Source organism: Dyella sp. (assembly GCF_036568765.1).
Taxonomy (GTDB): domain Bacteria; phylum Pseudomonadota; class Gammaproteobacteria; order Xanthomonadales; family Rhodanobacteraceae; genus GSA-30.
In genome coordinates, this window is the sequence record NZ_DATCRY010000056.1 from 13,285 (window position 1) to 29,402 (window position 16,118).

16 protein-coding genes are annotated in these 16,118 nt (G+C 63.7%); 1 reads left to right on the plus strand and 15 read right to left on the minus strand.

Annotated features, from left to right (window positions below; genetic code table 11):
• Positions 1-64: 64 nt before the first annotated feature.
• The gene (locus VIM98_RS04640; protein WP_331991927.1) at positions 65-1,027 is read left to right on the plus strand and encodes a DUF535 family protein; all 963 of its coding nucleotides are present in this window, start codon (positions 65-67) and stop codon (positions 1,025-1,027) included.
• Positions 1,028-1,032: 5 nt separating this feature from the next.
• Here the strand turns inward: VIM98_RS04640 and VIM98_RS04645 are convergent, their stop codons facing one another.
• From VIM98_RS04645 to btuB, 15 genes are all read right to left on the minus strand, one after another.
• On the minus strand, positions 1,033-3,474 hold the full coding sequence (locus VIM98_RS04645) for a TonB-dependent receptor (RefSeq protein WP_331991928.1): 2,442 nt from the start codon (positions 3,472-3,474) through the stop codon (positions 1,033-1,035).
• A 98-nt stretch (positions 3,475-3,572) separates the two neighbouring features.
• The gene (locus tag VIM98_RS04650; protein WP_331991929.1) at positions 3,573-4,562 is read right to left on the minus strand and encodes a FecR family protein; all 990 of its coding nucleotides are present in this window, start codon (positions 4,560-4,562) and stop codon (positions 3,573-3,575) included.
• Positions 4,556-5,095, minus strand: a complete 540-nt coding sequence (locus VIM98_RS04655) for an RNA polymerase sigma factor (protein ID WP_331991930.1) — start codon at positions 5,093-5,095, stop codon at positions 4,556-4,558. Before VIM98_RS04655 ends, VIM98_RS04650 begins: the two co-directional genes overlap by 7 nt.
• 116 nt (positions 5,096-5,211) lie before the next feature.
• Positions 5,212-5,952, minus strand: a complete 741-nt coding sequence (locus VIM98_RS04660) for an adenosylcobinamide-GDP ribazoletransferase (RefSeq protein WP_331991931.1) — start codon at positions 5,950-5,952, stop codon at positions 5,212-5,214.
• Positions 5,949-6,497 carry a histidine phosphatase family protein gene (locus VIM98_RS04665; RefSeq protein ID WP_331991932.1) on the minus strand — a complete coding sequence of 183 codons (549 nt, stop codon included), beginning with the start codon at positions 6,495-6,497 and terminating at the stop codon, positions 5,949-5,951. Before VIM98_RS04665 ends, VIM98_RS04660 begins: the two co-directional genes overlap by 4 nt.
• On the minus strand, positions 6,494-7,540 hold the full coding sequence (cobT, locus tag VIM98_RS04670; protein WP_331991933.1) for a nicotinate-nucleotide--dimethylbenzimidazole phosphoribosyltransferase: 1,047 nt from the start codon (positions 7,538-7,540) through the stop codon (positions 6,494-6,496). Before cobT ends, VIM98_RS04665 begins: the two co-directional genes overlap by 4 nt.
• Positions 7,541-8,080, minus strand: coding sequence for a bifunctional adenosylcobinamide kinase/adenosylcobinamide-phosphate guanylyltransferase (gene cobU, locus VIM98_RS04675; protein ID WP_331991934.1), 540 nt, complete (start codon positions 8,078-8,080; stop codon positions 7,541-7,543).
• Entirely contained in the window at positions 8,062-9,546 is a 1,485-nt protein-coding gene (locus VIM98_RS04680) for a cobyric acid synthase (RefSeq protein ID WP_331991935.1), read from the minus strand. The genes cobU and VIM98_RS04680 overlap by 19 nt, the downstream gene beginning before the upstream one ends.
• A 1-nt stretch (position 9,547) precedes the next feature.
• Positions 9,548-10,543 (minus strand): threonine-phosphate decarboxylase CobD, encoded by a 996-nt coding sequence (cobD, locus tag VIM98_RS04685; protein WP_331991936.1) that lies wholly within the window; start codon positions 10,541-10,543, stop codon positions 9,548-9,550.
• Positions 10,536-11,435 (minus strand): adenosylcobinamide-phosphate synthase CbiB, encoded by a 900-nt coding sequence (cbiB, locus tag VIM98_RS04690; RefSeq protein WP_331991959.1) that lies wholly within the window; start codon positions 11,433-11,435, stop codon positions 10,536-10,538. The genes cobD and cbiB overlap by 8 nt, the downstream gene beginning before the upstream one ends.
• Positions 11,436-11,458: 23 nt before the next feature.
• On the minus strand, positions 11,459-12,751 hold the full coding sequence (locus tag VIM98_RS04695; RefSeq protein WP_331991937.1) for a cobyrinate a,c-diamide synthase: 1,293 nt from the start codon (positions 12,749-12,751) through the stop codon (positions 11,459-11,461).
• Positions 12,748-13,347: a cob(I)yrinic acid a,c-diamide adenosyltransferase gene (cobO, locus tag VIM98_RS04700; RefSeq protein WP_331991960.1), complete on the minus strand. Its 600-nt coding sequence runs from the start codon at positions 13,345-13,347 to the stop codon at positions 12,748-12,750. Before cobO ends, VIM98_RS04695 begins: the two co-directional genes overlap by 4 nt.
• A 23-nt stretch (positions 13,348-13,370) precedes the next feature.
• On the minus strand, positions 13,371-13,595 hold the full coding sequence (locus tag VIM98_RS04705; protein WP_331991938.1) for a hypothetical protein: 225 nt from the start codon (positions 13,593-13,595) through the stop codon (positions 13,371-13,373).
• Positions 13,596-13,605: 10 nt separating this feature from the next.
• The gene (locus VIM98_RS04710; protein WP_331991939.1) at positions 13,606-14,172 is read right to left on the minus strand and encodes a hypothetical protein; all 567 of its coding nucleotides are present in this window, start codon (positions 14,170-14,172) and stop codon (positions 13,606-13,608) included.
• A 39-nt stretch (positions 14,173-14,211) separates the two neighbouring features.
• Entirely contained in the window at positions 14,212-16,050 is a 1,839-nt protein-coding gene (gene btuB, locus VIM98_RS04715; protein WP_414650190.1) for a TonB-dependent vitamin B12 receptor, read from the minus strand.
• Positions 16,051-16,118 lie beyond the last annotated feature (68 nt).

Sequence of the window (16,118 nt, forward strand, 5' to 3'; positions counted from 1 at the left end):
GATTTCAAAAATTCCCGCCTCGCACGTCATAGCTCTCCGAAGTCCCGGTACCAAGGCGGTTTCGATGATCGGCGAGGCAAAAACAACGGCTGTATCCTGGCTCAAGGCCCTGCGCACTGTCCAGGCAGCTCGGCGCGGCGAAAACCCGCTGCGTTCGGCTCTGCGCACCTATCGCTGGCTGCGCCACTTTCCGCAACAGAGGCGATGGCTGGCGCACGTGGAGACCTGCGATATCCTGCGCGAGGCAGCCATGGCCGATCCACGGCTGCACGACCGCTGGCATCGGGCCTATATCAGTCGACAGTTCGATGCCGACGCCCGCTTGCGTATCGTCGATGCGCACTACACCTTTCTCACGCAGCACTTCCCCCGCCGCATGCGCGAACGGATCGTCAGGGGCCACGACCTGCGCGTAGCTACCCTGCGCCTGGAGAACGGGCTACCGGCGTATCTGCACTTGCGCAAACCTGCCGACGATGGCGCGGGCGAGCTCGGTATTTATCTACTCAACGCATACAAGGAAGTCCTGGCATCCTGCGTGATTACGTTCGCTGGCAGCGAGGGGTTGCTGATCGGCAGCTTGCGCGGCGCGTGGCCATACATGGCCGAGGAAGCGACGCGCGAATTCGTTCGCGGCAGTTGTGGGCTGAAGCCAAAGGACCTGCTCCTGTCGTTGCTGCGCGCGCTGGCGGTTTCTTATGGCATCGAATCCATCCGTGCAGTGAGCGGCCACGCACAACTCAGGCGCAATGGCGATAGCGACACCTTCCTGCAGGCTCACGGCGGCGTGCTGACGGAAGCGGGCTGCTACGATATGCCGCTGTACGACTTGTCGCACCCGCAGGCCAGCTCGCAACGTCGCCGTGCCATGGATGCGCGCCGCGAAGATTTTCGCCGCGAAGCCTGTGATTTGTTCCTGCAGGCATTCCAGGGCTATCGCCCACGAACCAGTGCCCCTTTGCATAACGCCAAAGCAACGGATACGCGCCCGTCGCTTGCGCTTGGGGTCATGGCCGCCAGCGCGTGAATACGCTAGAGATCGTAAACGCCGCTCAGAAGAAATACGCGCCCCTCGCGGATCGGCACGAACGACTGATCGAAATTGACCGCATAGAGCGTACGTGCAAAAAGATTCTTTACGCCAAGGGTGGCGCGCCAACGAGCCGCCGTATAGGAGACATTGGCCTCGACACTGGCCTGTCCCGGAATATCGAAATAGGTAAGATCCTCGCTACTTCGCCCGACGCTGCGGCTGCGTGCGAAGATGCCGCCGGCCACGCCCCAGCCCTGCAGCGCTTCGCGCTGGAATCGATAACTCATCCACACGCTGCCTTGGCGCTCCGGCGATCCCGTGGCCGTGCTGCCGTCGTCGTTATGGATGCGTGCATCGGTGAAACTGGCACTGACATCCAACCCACGCACGATTTCCCCGCTCAACTCGGTCTCCACGCCTCGATTGGTCTGGCCAGGGCCGGGAATGGCAAAGAACGGCGGATCCGGCGCGACCAGATCGACGCTGTGATCGAGCTTGATCCTGTACCAGGCCGTCGTCAGACGCGCCCGCCCTTCGAACAGGTCGATCTTGGCACCGGCCTCGAGCTGACGAGAGATCGACGGCGGCAACGGTTGGCCGTCTTGGCCGATCATCGAATCGGCCTGGAAACCGGTGGCGCTAGAGGCATACAACGCAACGCCGTCGAGCGGCTTGTAGACCACGCCAAGCTTAGGTACCCACTTAGCCTTGTGCAAGGTTTCCGCAGCCACGCCGTTATTGCGCGTAGACAGTTCGTACGCCGTTCGACGCACCGCGGCAAGCACGTCCCACTGGTCCCCGATGGCGATCTGGTCCTGCAGGAACACCCCGGTATTGGTCGACCAAGCACCGCCCAGGGGCTCCGCAGACGCTGTCGATGTGATGCTTTGCTGTCGTGCCGACGGCAGTGTCATCGCGCCGAAGGCATCGAATGAAATCGGCCTGCTCACCTTGAATTCGCCCGGATCGTCACCGGCGCCGGCACGGGTACGCGCGTAATCTATCCCCAGCATTACGCGATGGTCGAGTCCACCCAGGCTGAAATGACCTGCAATGTCGTTCTGCATGGTGTAGAACGCGTCCGAATAACGGAACGATTGCGCGAGCGCATCCAGATAGCCACTCAGATTGCCGCCGGAGAACGACCAGTTTTCCCCGCTGTTGCGCTGATCGACGTACTGGCCGCGGCTTTCGAGTTTCCAGTCGTCGTTGAGCTTGTGCTCAATGCTGTAGACCGCGCGCGCGGTACGGAAAACTGCGTGATCGCTGGCATTGCCCGGCAAGATGCCGAAGGGTAATGCCGTGCTTAGCGTATCGCCGAGCAGTACCGAGTGATCGGGCACCGGTACGCGGTTGTTGACGTATTCCAGACCGAAGGTTACCCGCGTGGCACGTCCCTGCCATGCGATCGATGGCGCGACATATCCGCTACGCTGGCCGCGATAGCCCTGCGCAGTGCTGTCGGCATAGTTGCCCGCGGCGATCATGCGGTATGTCCACTCACCGCCATGCGCACTCAGCGGACCGGCAAAGTCGAAACCGGCCCGCGCGCCATCGTATTGGCCAAGCGAGAAGGTCAGCTCGCGCACGGGCTCGGCCTGTGGCTGCTTCATGACGATGTTCACGGAGCCACCGAAGTTGTTGTCCACCGACGACTCGCCGAGGATGGTCTCCGGCCCCTTCAGTACCTCGACCCGCTCGATGCCGATCAGCGGGGGCAGGTCCTCGATGCGCGCTACGCCGTTGGGCAAACCATCGGTCATGCCGTTGCCGACATTGAAACCACGAATGCGAAACAGCGGCGCACCGCCATAGCCATCGACATAATTGACGCCGGCAACGTTGCGCACTACATCCGAAACGTTGACCGCTTGCTGCGAATCGATGAGATCGCGGGTGATTACCGTGATCGACTGCGGAATATCGGCCAGCGCCGTGTTGCTGCGTGTGGCGCTACGCGTGGCATCGACCTTGTATCCCGCGTCCCCTAGCGCCACGCCGGCGACCTGCATCGCCGCCAGGGCCGTCACGATAGGCGTGCTCGGCTGCGCACCGATCAGCGCGCTTTCGAATGAAACCGAAGGGATAAATGTGCGCTGCCGCACCACCACGGTCTGCGCATCGAAGGTCTCGTACTGCAGATCGGTCCCGGCCAGCAGTTTGGCCAGCGCCGCCTCGACGCTAAGCCTGCCGTAGGCCCCGTCGCACCGCAGTCCCGCGATACTGTCGCTGGAGGTAAGGATCTGCACGTTCGCCTGCTTGCCCAGCGTCATCAGCGCGCTCGACAACGACTGTGGCGGAATCGAAAACGTCACCATGGCCTGCATGGCCTGGCTGACCGGCTCGGCTTGCGCCGCGCCAAGCAGCGCGAACAGCAGGACGCCACCCGCGCCTTGCAACGCGAGTCGCCGCCAACCGCTGCCGTTGCGCCGGCTTGTCACCGTCGCCCGCGCCTTGCTAACGCCATCGTCGATCGATCCCCAAGCGGCAAACCGCTCCCTCTTCCGTTTCCGGCTGTTTTTGTTTATTCGCTCGCCACCTACTTTGCCGTGCCGTTGAGCACGACATGATCGGCGAACGCGCTGACCTGGACCGGGAACACCCTGGGTAAGGCGCCGATCCAACTGTCAATGGTATTGATCTTTACCGTCCCGGTAAAAGTGAGCTGGCCCAGCCTGGGGTCGGCGATCTGGATCGGCCGGCGGCTATAGCGATTGACGTTGGCAATCACCACAGACAATGGCTCGTCCACGAACTCCAGGCGATTGTCCCGCCAGGCCAGGGCCTGGGCCGCCGTCACCGGCGAGATGCTGAACACGCCGCTGTGCGGTTCATATACCGCCTGCTGTCCCGCGCGCAGCTCTGTTCCGGCGTCCCCTTTATTGGCCGCCTTGTCCCCGGGGGACTGCACCTTGACACGCCCCTCGGTGACAGCCACTACCACGCGGTCGCCCGTCCGGCGGACATTGAAGGCTGTCCCCACATCCTCGATCTCGACCGGGCCGGCGGCTACCACGAAGGGACGCCGCCGATCGTGCGTGACGGTAAAGAACGCCTCGCCCGCGTCCAGCTCGATGTCTCGCCTGGCGGCGGCGTAGCGCACCGTGAGGCTCGACGCTCCACCCAGTTCCACGGTCGAACCGTCGACCAGGCGAATGTCTCGATCCTGGCCGATGGCGCTGGCATAACGCTCCGACGCCACATATTGAGGCGTCGTCGCCAGGCGCCAACCCAGCACAGCCAGCACCAGGCTCGCCGCCACGGCCAAGCCTGCCAACCACCGGCGCCGCGGCACAGCCACAGCAACCTCGCGCGACATGCGCGCCCGCGTCACCGCATCGACGTTCTGCAATCGCTCGCCCAGCCGGCAGACCGCTTCATAGGCCTCTGCGTGCCGCGTATCGGCCTCTATCCAAGTCAACCACTGCAAGATCGTTTCATCGGATGGCTCCGGATCGCGCAAGCGCGCCCACCAGTCCGCAGCGGCGCGGCCGATGGGATCGCCGACGGTCGGTAGGGGGGTCACCATGTCGGCACCTCCACCGCGATGCGATCGCGGCAATGCGCCATGGCCGCCCCGACGTGGTAGCGCACCATGCGTTCGCTAAGTTTCATCGTTTGGGCGACCACGCTGAAATCGCGTCCCTCGATTACGTGCATGACGAATGCCCTGCGGGTTTTTTCGGGAAGCTCACGCAATGCCTCTTGGACCAGCGTCCATTGTTGAAGAGCCGAAGCGTGCTGCTCCGGAATAGGCGTGCCATGCCAGTCGTCGGTATGCGGATCCGCGGGCACGGCAGCCCGCACGCCACGCTTGCGCTGGTAATCGGACGACAGATTGGCGGCCATGCGAAACAGAAATGCCTTGGGCGATTCGATATGCGACACGTCTTCCAGCGCCAACAACTTTACGTACACCTCCTGCGCGACCTCCTGCGCATCGGCAGCCGAACTCAGCCTGCCGTGCAGGAACGCCACCAGCGCACGGTGATGCTCCAGGTACAGCGCCCGGATCCGTTCGCGGTGCGCAGCCGCGTCGTCGCCCTGGTTTGGCTTGTCCATGAAGTTTTAAAGCTGCATGTCGATAGGTCGCTCGCATCGTCCTTCGGCAGGTTTATCCGACCCAAAGAAGGGGCTTTTCGGAAAACAAGACGTACGAGATGGGGAAAATTGAAATCCTAGCCCGAAGCCGCCGCCGCCGCGACCAGCGCCACCAACACCGCCGCCTCGACCAGTTCGGTCAATGCGCCACAGGTGTCGCCGGTGAAACCGCCCAGACGCTTCAGGCAGGCGTGACGCCATAGGGCGAAGACCGCGCCAGCGACGGCAAGCGCCAAGAGGCCATGCCAGCCGCACGACAAGGCGGCCCCGACGACGACTGCCAAGGCAATCCGGCACGCTGCTGGCGGCGCTTCGCGCAGGCGCGAGCCCATCCCCTGCGGGCGCACATACGGCGTGGTCATGAAGGCCAGGGTAAGCCCCGCGCGCGCCAGCATCGGTGCCAGCACCAAGGCCGCGCTGCCAGCGCGGGGCAAACTGGCCAACGCGGCGAACTTGAGCAGCAATACCAGTACCAGCGCCACGACCCCGGCCGGCCCGCATCGCGGGTCCTTCATGATCGCCAGGGTGCGCTCGCGATCGCCGATCCCGCCGATCCAGGCATCGGCACTGTCGGCCAAGCCATCCAGATGCAGGGCGCCGGTCACCGTCACCCAGGCCAGCAACAACAAGGCTGCCGACAACAACGGCGGCCAGCGGCCCAGCAGCCAGACCAATAGCCAAAGCATCGCCCCGATCGAGGCACCGACGGCTGGATACCAGGGCAGCGAACGCGCACCAGCGCGCCCATCGTCGAACACATGCAGCGGCACTGGCAGGCGGGTGAGAAAACCCAGGGCGGCCAGGAAGTCGCGCATCATGGCGACGGCCAGACCAGCGGATGCAATGAAGCATGCGGCACTTCGATATTGGCCATCTGGCCGAAATCGCGCGATTCGGCCACGCAACGCAGCAATCTGATCGCGCCGCCGTGCGTCACTACCAGTACGCGCCGACCGGGATGACCGCAGACGACGGTGTCCAGCGCCTCGCTCAGTCGCTGCCGGAATGCATCGAATGGCTCGGCGCCCGGCGGCGGATAGCGCACCGGATCGCTCCAGAAGCGGGCAAGCGCGGCACTGTGCCGCTCGGCCAGTTCCTCGATCGGCACACCCTGCCAATGGCCGAAGTGGTATTCGGCCAACCTTGCGTCCAGGCGCAATGGCAACTGGCGCGCGGCGCACAATTCGGCAGCGAAATCGGCACAGCGGCGCAGAGTCGAGGAGACCACAGCGTCCCATTCGCGCCCCATCACCGCTTCGCGCAGTTGGTTCCAACCGACCGCGCTCAGGCTATCGTCGAGCTGCCCGCGATAACTGCGCTGACCGGTATCGCCATGACGCAGCAGCTCGATCGAAGCGTTCATGCGTCGGCCACTCCAGCCTCGGCAAAGGTCGCCATGCCGCCATGCAGCGCGCAGGCCAGACGCAGCAAAGGCACCGCGGCAGCCGCACCGCTGCCCTCACCCAGGCGCAGGTCCAGGTCGAGCAGCGGACGAGCATGCAGGGCTTCCAGCACGCGCGCATGGCCGCGTTCGTGCGAGCGGTGCGCGAACAACAGCCAATCGCGCGCACCCGGTTGGATACGCACGGCTGCCAATGCGGCGGCGCTCGCAATGAAACCATCCACCAATACGGGCAAACCCGCCTGCGCCGCGGCGATATAGGCGCCTGCCAGTGCCGCCAACTCGAACCCGCCCAGGCAACGCAGAATCGCCAACGGATCGGTCAGCCCCGCGTGGCGGCGCAAGGCGCGTTCGATCACTTCGCTCTTGCGTGCGATACCCGCTGCATCCAGGCCAGTGCCCGCACCGACCAGCCGTGCGGGCGGCTCATCGAGGAAGGCGCATGCCAGCGCCGTGGCGACAGCGGTATTGCCAATGCCCATCTCGCCGCCGATGAACAACTGCGCACCCGCGTCCCGGGCCAGTTGGACGCTGTGCTCGCCAGCAGCCAGTGCCTCTGCCAGCTGCGTTTCGGTCATGGCCGGAGCAGCACAGAAATCGGCAGTTTGCGCTGCGATAAACGCGCGCCGCACACCCGCGCACTCCCCCGGATCGTTCACAGTGCCAAGATTGACCACTTCCAGCGTGGCACCCAACTCGCGCGCCAGCACGCTGATGGCTGCCCCGCCCGCGGCAAAATTGAGGATCATCTGCCCAGTCACCGCCTGCGGAAAGGCAGAAACACCTGCCGCTGCGACGCCGTGATCGCCCGCGAAAATGCTGATCCAGATGCGATCGACGCACGGCTTGAGCTGGCCTTGCATGCCTGCCAATCGAATCGCGACGTGCTCCATTTCACCCAACGAACCGGGCGGCTTGGTCAATTGCTCCTGGCGCGCGGCAGCCGCTTCGATAGCAGCTTCATTTAGAGGCGCAACCGGCCGCTCCAACCACGACGCATTCATTCAGGCAATTCCTTCCGGCACAAGGCCCTTTAAAGCAAACGGCAAACCTGCGGAGACAAATAATACGCGGGGGCAAAGCCTGGCTATGGCTTGATGCAGGCGACCTGCCTCGTCGACAAAGCGGCGACTCAGTTCGCCCATCGGCACCACGCCCAGCCCAACTTCGTTACTCACCAGAAGTACCTCGCCAGGCAGGTGCGGCAGGCAATCGAGCAATGCCGTGCGCTCGCGCGCGAAACAGGCCGGATCGGCATCGCACAGTACCTGGGTAAGCCAGAGGGTGAGGCAATCGACCAGCAGGCAGCGATCCTCTCGTGCGTATTCGACCAGGGTATCGGCCAGCCGCAGCGGTTCTTCAATGGTGGTCCATTCGGCAGACCGGCGCGCCCGGTGGTGCGCAATGCGTTCAGCCATTTCTCCGTCCCCCGCCACGCCTGTGGCGAGGTAGAACGTCGTCTTGCCGGAGGCCTCGGCCAGGCGTTCGGCCAAGGCGCTCTTGCCCGAACGGGCTCCGCCCAGGATCAGCGTCGGTGAGTACATGCGGCAGTCTCCAAGCCAAACAGACCCGCCAAGACGGCGGTGTCCAAGTGATCGTCGATGGCATCGGCAAGCCGGTCGATGCTGCGTTCGCGCGCGGCCAGGACATCTACCGGCGCAGCATCGTGCATGCCAGCCCAACGCAACAAGGCGGCCTGCGCGGGCGGGTGATCGAACACGCCATGCAGATAGGTGCCCAGCACCTGGCGATCGGCCGATATCGCGCCATCGTCGCGACCGTCGTCCAAATGACTCGACGGCGCCGTCAATCCGGCGCCCGTGCTTACGCCGCAATGGATTTCGTAACCGTGCACGGGCGCATCGTCCAGTACCAATCGACCGCTGGCGCGGCGCAATTGCTTGGAGGGTGCAAGGACGGTTTCCAGGTCCAGCCAGCCCAGCCCTGGGCTGGAGCCCGGCGGGCCTTCGATGCCATGCGGATCGTGCACCGCGCGACCGAGCATCTGCAGCCCCCCGCAAATACCGATCAGCTTGCCGCCATACCGCAAATGGCGTGCGATTGCCTCTTCCCACCCCTGTTTGCGCAGCCAATGAAGGTCGGCGCGGGTGGATTTGGAGCCGGGCAGCACAATCAAATCGCACGCAGGAAAATCTTCACGCGGTCCGACGAACCTTAGATCGATCCGCGGATGCGCGCGCAACGCATCGAAATCGGTGTGGTTGCTGATGCGCGGCAGCGCCGGTACGGCCACGCGCAGATCGGTCTTCGCGTTACTCACTGCGTTCCGTGGCAGCGCATCTTCGGCTTCCAGCTGCAGCCCATGCAGGTAGGGCAATACACCTAGCACCGGCTTGCCTGTCTCGCGTTCGAGCCAATCGAGTCCGGGCTGCAACAGCGAGACGTCGCCGCGAAAGCGATTGATAACGAACCCGACCACACGCTCGCGCTCGCTCGGCGAAAGCAGCGCCAGCGTGCCTACCAGATGTGCAAATACGCCACCGCGATCGATATCGGCCAGCAGCACGACCGGGCAATCGACGGCTTCGGCATAACCCATATTGGCAATATCGCGATCGCGCAGATTGATCTCGGCCGGGCTGCCCGCACCCTCGACTACGACCGCTGCATAGACATCGCTCAGCCGCGCGTGCGCTGCCAATACCGCCTGCATCGCGACAGCCTTGTATTGGTGATAATCGCGCGCATTCATGTTCGCCACCGCATGACCGTTGACGATGACCTGCGCACCGGTATCCGAATTGGGCTTGAGCAGAACCGGATTGAAATCGGTATGCGCAGGGATACCCGCCGCCTGGGCTTGCACGGCCTGCGCGCGACCGATCTCGCCGCCGTCGATCGTTACGGCGGAATTGAGCGCCATGTTCTGCGGTTTGAACGGCGCCACCGCGATACCGCGCCGGTGCAACCAACGGCACAATGCAGCGACAATCGTGCTCTTGCCGGCATCCGACGTGCAACCCTGCACCATGACGACACGTGCGGTCATCTCAAACGGTCTCGCCCAACGCACGTTCCAGGCGCTCGAACGCCTCATCGTCGCCTGGCAGTCCGAAACGCAAACTGGCGGGCGTATCGAACAATCGCGTAAGAATGCCACGCTGTGCCAATTGCCGATGAAGCACCTCCGCGCGCGCGTCGCAACACCATTGGAAGAATGCCGTGCCAGACGTTGGCGGCAGACCCCGTCGGGTCAATACCCGTGCCAGACGCTGGCTTTCTCGATGCAATCGATCGCCGGCGCCGGCTTGCCACAGGTCGTCGGATAAAGCCTGTTTAAGCGCATAGCGCGTGGGGCCGCTCAGCGTCCACGGACCGAGTTGCTCATGCAGGGCGCGCAGCAATGGCGGCGGCGCAAAGGCAAAGCCTGCGCGCGCGCCGGCCATGCCGAAAAATTTGCCTACCGAGCGCAATACGATCAGCCCCTCGTTTCCAACATGCGTGCACAGGCTTTGATCCGGCGTTGCGTCAATAAACGCCTCATCGACCACCAGCCAACCGCCACGCGCGGCCAGCGCCGCCTGAAGGGCCAGCAGGTCGTCGGGCGCGAAGCGCTCCCCAGTCGGGTTATTGGGATGCATGAGCACGACCACATCGAAGCGCTCGACCTCGGCGAACAATAGATTCGCAGCGGCAAGCGTCACGCGGTGGCTGTGTTTACGCCAGGCGTGCGCATGCTCGGCATAACCGGGTGCCAGCACGCCAACCTCGCAGGGTGCGCGCAGCGTCGGCAAAGCCTGGATTGCCGCTTGCGAACCGGCCACCGGCAGCAGAAAGCCGTTACCGTAGTAATCGCGCGCTATCTCGATCAAACCGTCTTCGTCGTCGGGCAGGCGTTGCCATGCTTGCGCCGGTATCGCCGGCACCGGCCATGCGTAAGGGCTGACCCCGGTGGATAGGTCGAGCCAGTCTTCCAATGCAATCCCATACGTCCTGGCTGCCCGCGCCAGACGCCCGCCGTGCTCTAGCCCGGTGTGCTCAAACATGTCGCCCTCCTGCGCTCGCCAAGGCCCAGAGCAACGCAACGCTCAACCACAACACAACGGCGCGCCGAACCAGCGCCAACGCAGTATCGATCGTCGCAGCCGATGGTGCCTCGCCCTCACCGAGTAACGGACGCTCCTCCATTGTTCCGTGGTAAGGCGCCGGACCGCCCAGGCGCACGCGTAGCGCACCCGCGCCGGCCGCCATCACGGGACCGGCGTTGGGGCTATCCCAGTTCCGCGCCTGCCCACGCCAGCAGCGCCATGCGCAGGCCGCATCGCCGCATAGCGCATAGGTCGCTGCGGTAAGCCGCGCGGGAATAAAGTTCAGCACGTCGTCGATACGTGCCGCGGCCCACCCAAAACGCTCGTAATGCAGCGTGCGATAACCCCACATCGCATCGAGTGTGTTGGCGAGGCGATACAGCACGGCGCCGGGTGCCCCGAACACGGCAAACCAGAACAGGGCGCCGAACACGGCATCGGCACCGTTCTCCAATACCGATTCGGTTGCCGCGGCGGCGATGCGCTCGCCGTCCAGCGCCGCGGTGTCGCGACTGACCATGCGCGACACCGCGCGCCTCGCCGCAGGCAGATCGTGTTCTCGCAGGGCCCGCGCCACCGGGCGCGCATGCTCGCCCAAGCTGCGATAGCCGACTGCCAGATACAATGCGAGCGCATTGAATGCGAACGAAGCCCAAGGCGATATCCGCACCGATATGTACGAAACCGCGCAGGCAAGCGCAGTCCACGGCAGCACCGCGGCACACCATGCCATGACGCCTTTGTAATGCGAATCGCCGTAACCGACTCGCTCCAGGAATGCCGCGAATCGACCGAACAAGACCAGAGGGTGCGCGTGGCGCGGCTCGCCCCAAGCCAGATCGAGCAGCATTGCCGCGAGCAGACCCAGGGCGGTCACGGCAAGAACAAACTCATGGCCGCCGTCGCATTCGACGGAAAATACAGATGCATAAAGCTCGCGGTCATGCGCTGGCGCCGGTAGACTCCCTCGCGCGTAGGGCCTCCATCCGGATTGATCGTCAATGCCAACGGCGACGGTGTGATCTGGGCTTTGGCATAGTGGAAGGCATGACCTCGCAGATCGCCCTCGGGCAATTGGACCGATTGCATGCCCAAGCCGCTGAGGCGCGCTTGCATCGCTGCCTGGCCCTGCAGCAAACCGGCCATGGGATACGCCACGCCATCGCGATCGGTCAAGGCATCGAGCGAATAGAGCATGCCGCCGCACTCGGCGAGCAGGGGCTTACCGGTGTCCACATGCCGATGCAACGCATCGCGCAGACGCGCATTGCGTGCAAGAGCGGCCAAGTGCAACTCCGGATAACCACCAGGCAGCCATACGGCATCGCAAGGCGGCAGCGCATCGCCCGCTAATGGCGAAAAGAATGCGATCTGAGCTCCACTCTGCCTTAGCACATCGAGATTAGCCGCATAGATAAAGCAGAAGGCGGCATCGCGAGCCACCGCAATACGACGCCCTTCCAGCAGCCGTTCGACCGGCGGCAGTACGACTTCGACGAATCGCGCGGGCGACGGTAGCCGGTCTTGCGCATGCGCTGCCCAGGCGTCGGCCAGCGCATCGAGGCGATGTTCCAGATCGTCCTGCTCGCTCGCAGCAACCAGGCCCAGATGCCGCTCGGGCAACGCCATCGCCGGATCGCGCGGCAACGCGCCGAGCCAGGTCAGGTCCGACGGCAGACTGCCAGCCAGCAATTGGGCGTGATAATCGCTGCCCACGCGATTGGCGGTGACACCATAGACTTGGAGCCCTTCACGGTAGCGCGCCAAGCCGGTCGCCACGGCGCCGAAGGTCTGCGCCATGGCCGAACCGTCGATCACCGCCAGCACAGGTATGCCCAACCGCATCGCCAGATCGGCGCTGGAAGCGCTGCCGTCGAACAGACCCATCACACCTTCGATCAGGATCAGGTCCGCCTCGCCAGCGGCGGCATACAGACGCGCGCGCACGTCCTCCTCGCCGCCCATCCACATATCCAACGGGTAGACCAGCGCACCGCTGGCGCGTTCCAGTACGGTGGGATCGAGAAAATCCGGACCGGTCTTGAACACTCTCACCACGCGTCCCTGGCGACGGTGCCAGCGCGCAAGCGCAGCGGTCACGCTGGTCTTGCCCTGCCCCGATGCGGGCGCCGAGACCAGCAAGGCCGGGCACAGCCGATCGTTCACAGCTCAATACCTTTTTGCGCCTTGATGCCCGCTTCGAACGCGTGCTTGACCATGCGCATCTCGGTCACGGTATCGGCCACATCGAGCAGAGCCTGCGGCGCGCCGCGCCCGGTGATGACTACGTGTTGGGCGGAGGGACGCTCGGCCAACGCGGGCAGCAGTTGTTCCAGCGTAACGTACTGCTTGACCAAAGCGATATTCAGTTCGTCAAGCAGGACGAAGTCGTAGGACGGATCGGCGAGCATCCGCGCGGCCACCTGCCATGCGGCCTGCGCGGCGGCAATATCGCGCGCCTTGTCTTGCGTCTCCCAGGTAAAACCTTCGCCCATCACGTGGTAGTCGAGCTCATCGTCGAAGCGCCGGAAGAACGCCTCCTCACCGGTGGAAAAACTGCCCTTGATGAACTGCACTACGCCGCAGCGGAAACCATGCCCCAGCGAGCGAGCGAGCATGCCGAAGCCGGACGAACTCTTTCCCTTGCCATTGCCGGTGTTGACCACCAGCACGCCACGCTCGATGACGGCGCGGGCGATCTTGCGGTCCACCAGTTCTTTTTTGCGCTGCATGCGTTCGCGATGACGCTCTTCGGGGGTCATGTCGTGGCGATCGTTCGTGTCATTCATACGTGTATACCCTGCTGCAACCTGTTCGAGCGCCCGCCCCATACGACGGCAGCCGCCTGCAATGCGACTGCTGCGGCCACGTAGCCCGATGTCACGCCAAGCCAATGGGGATAATAGCGAGCGATACGCGGCAGAAAACCAGCGAGCGTCGGCGCGCGCGTACAAGCCATCAGGATGGCCAGCGCGAGACCGGTCAACCAGCAAATCGGCGTCGAGGTCATTGGCATGTCTTCATGCCTGCTTCGAAACGACGGCATCGACCGTTGTCGGCATCAGCGCCACGACCAGCCGGCGCAGCAGCAGAGCCACGGCAATGTAGATCGTCGTCGTCCGCACGAACAACGGCCCCCACTGCCACAGGCGGGCCAGATATTCGGACACATGGGGTTGCGCGTAGCGTCCACCCAACCAATAGAAACCGCCGTTGGAAATGGCGAACGACGCACAGGCGGCGACGAAACCGACTGCCAGCATCGCCAGCCCAGAGCGCATACCGCACAGCCGTCCGGCGTACCACAATGAAGCGTAGGCGGGCAGCAGGAACACATAGGCCGGCGTGATGCAAAAATCGCTCACGCCGGCATAGCTCACCGAGACCCAGTCCAGCAGCACAGCCAGGGTCATGAAGCCCGCAAAGGCCAGATGGCGGCGCAGATAAACGCCGCCGATAAAGAACACCGCCATCGAGGCATCCGGCAAATGCAGCACGTCGCCGAAATGCTTGAAGCGGGTGGCGATCATGCAGGCGATCAGCAAGACCAGGATCATCGCGCCATGCGTACGGGATAGTGCCTTCATCGAGGAATGCCTCTTGTGAGTCAAGTTACTTGGCGGGCTTTATTGTGCTGGCTGCCAACGCACGGTCAGCATGTAGTTCCGACGCGGTTGATTGAAGAACGCCGCCGTCTCATAGCGCTTGTCGAACACGTTGTTGGCGCTGAACTGCACACGCCAATCGGGCGCGAAGGCATAGGCCACACGCAAGTCGGTCAGCGAATAGCCGCCCAGGCGGGTTTCATTCTCGGTATCGTCGAAGCGCTTGGCCGAGACGAAGTAACTGCCCCCGAAGCTGAATTGACCGATCTTCCTGTCGATATCGAAGCGCGCGGTCTGCTTGGCACGGCGCGGCAGCAGATTGCCGCGGTCGGGGCCTTGGCTGTCGTCGCGCGGATCGAGCCAGTTGGCCGTGCCTTGCAGCATCCAACCGGCGACTTCGGTGTGGGCCGTCGCCTCCACGCCACGGATACGCGCGCGATCGACATTGATCGGCAGAAAGTTCGGACCGGTGAAAGCGATCAGGTCGCTGATGTGGGTTTCATACGCATTGAGCGTCCAGCCTCCCCAGCCGTGCGTGCCGCGCAAGCCGAGTTCCGCGCTGCGCGAATGCTCGGGCTTCAGATCCGGGTTGCCAAAATCGGGATAGTAAAGTTCATTGAAGGTCGGCGCGTGGAAAGCGGTACCGTAACTGGCGGTTACACGTAGCGACCTGGTGAAATCCCAGCCCCACAGCACCGAGCCCGTGTTGCGGCCACCGAACTGGGTATCGTCGTCACGGCGCACACTGGCCTGCAGTTGCTGGCTGCCGAACGTCTGCTGCCACTGACCGAAGACGCCGCGATCGGTACGGCGATCGATCATATAGGCGGTCGTACCGTCGATGTTGTCGTGCTGCACGTCATAGCCGAGGGTATATAAGCCGCCGCCGGCGCTGATATCTGCCTGCAATGAGCCGAGTTTACGGCGTGTATTGAAGGTATCGACGTAGACGTTATCCAGATAGTCGCTGCTGAAATCCTTGCTCTGGCCCAACGCAAGCGTCAGCGTCAGCTTGTCGAACGGTTTGTAATGCACCCGGCCACCGGCGACTTGCGACTCCGTCTTGGAGCTGTTGCTGCTGGTGCCGTCATATTCGTTGTTACCACGAGCCTCGAAGAAGCGCGCATCGGCATCCCATTGCTCATTGAACTTGTAACCGCCTTGCAAGGTGAGGGCGTCGTTCTTGTAACCGTCATTGTCCGGCTCGATCGTGAAGCAGCCACCCGGACCGCGGCAAGCGTTGAAGCCGTGCGTCTGGTCATGCGAAGCCTCCAACGAGTACCAGCCGGCGCCCTGCTTGCCGGCAGCGCCTACGGCGCCCTTGAGGGTGTCGTAACTGCCAGCACCGAAGCTGGCATGCGGCACGAAGGCCCCTTCGGGGCGGCGCGTGAAGATCTGGATCACACCGCCGACCGCTTCCGAACCGTAAAGGCTGGAAAACGGCCCGCGCACGATCTCGATGCGCTCGATCTGCTCCAGCGGGATATCCTGCAATGCCGCCACGCCAGCGGTCGCCGAGCCGATCTTCACGCCGTCGACCAGCACCAGAACCTGGTCGCTATTGGTGCCGCGCATGTAGATCGACGTCTGCTTGCCCATACCGCCGGTGTTGGTCAATTGCAGGCCAGGTCCTCCCTGCAGCAGATCGACAATGGATGCTGGCTGCAACCGTTCGATATCGGCACGGTCTATCACCGTTACCGGTGCCAGCGTCTGGTCCTGGGTCTGGGCCGTACGAGTGGCGGTCACGACGACCTGGTTGAGATCGGTGGCGGCACCGTCGGCGAAAGCCGAGGAAAACGCGCTGAACAAAGCAGCCGCCAGCAAGGCACGGCCTAACGTCAAAGAGTAAGTCTGCACAGCTTTCAAGCTCCCGAGTCCGCGCCTACCCGCGCGGCATGAATGGCGATGGACAGGGGGCTTGCCGG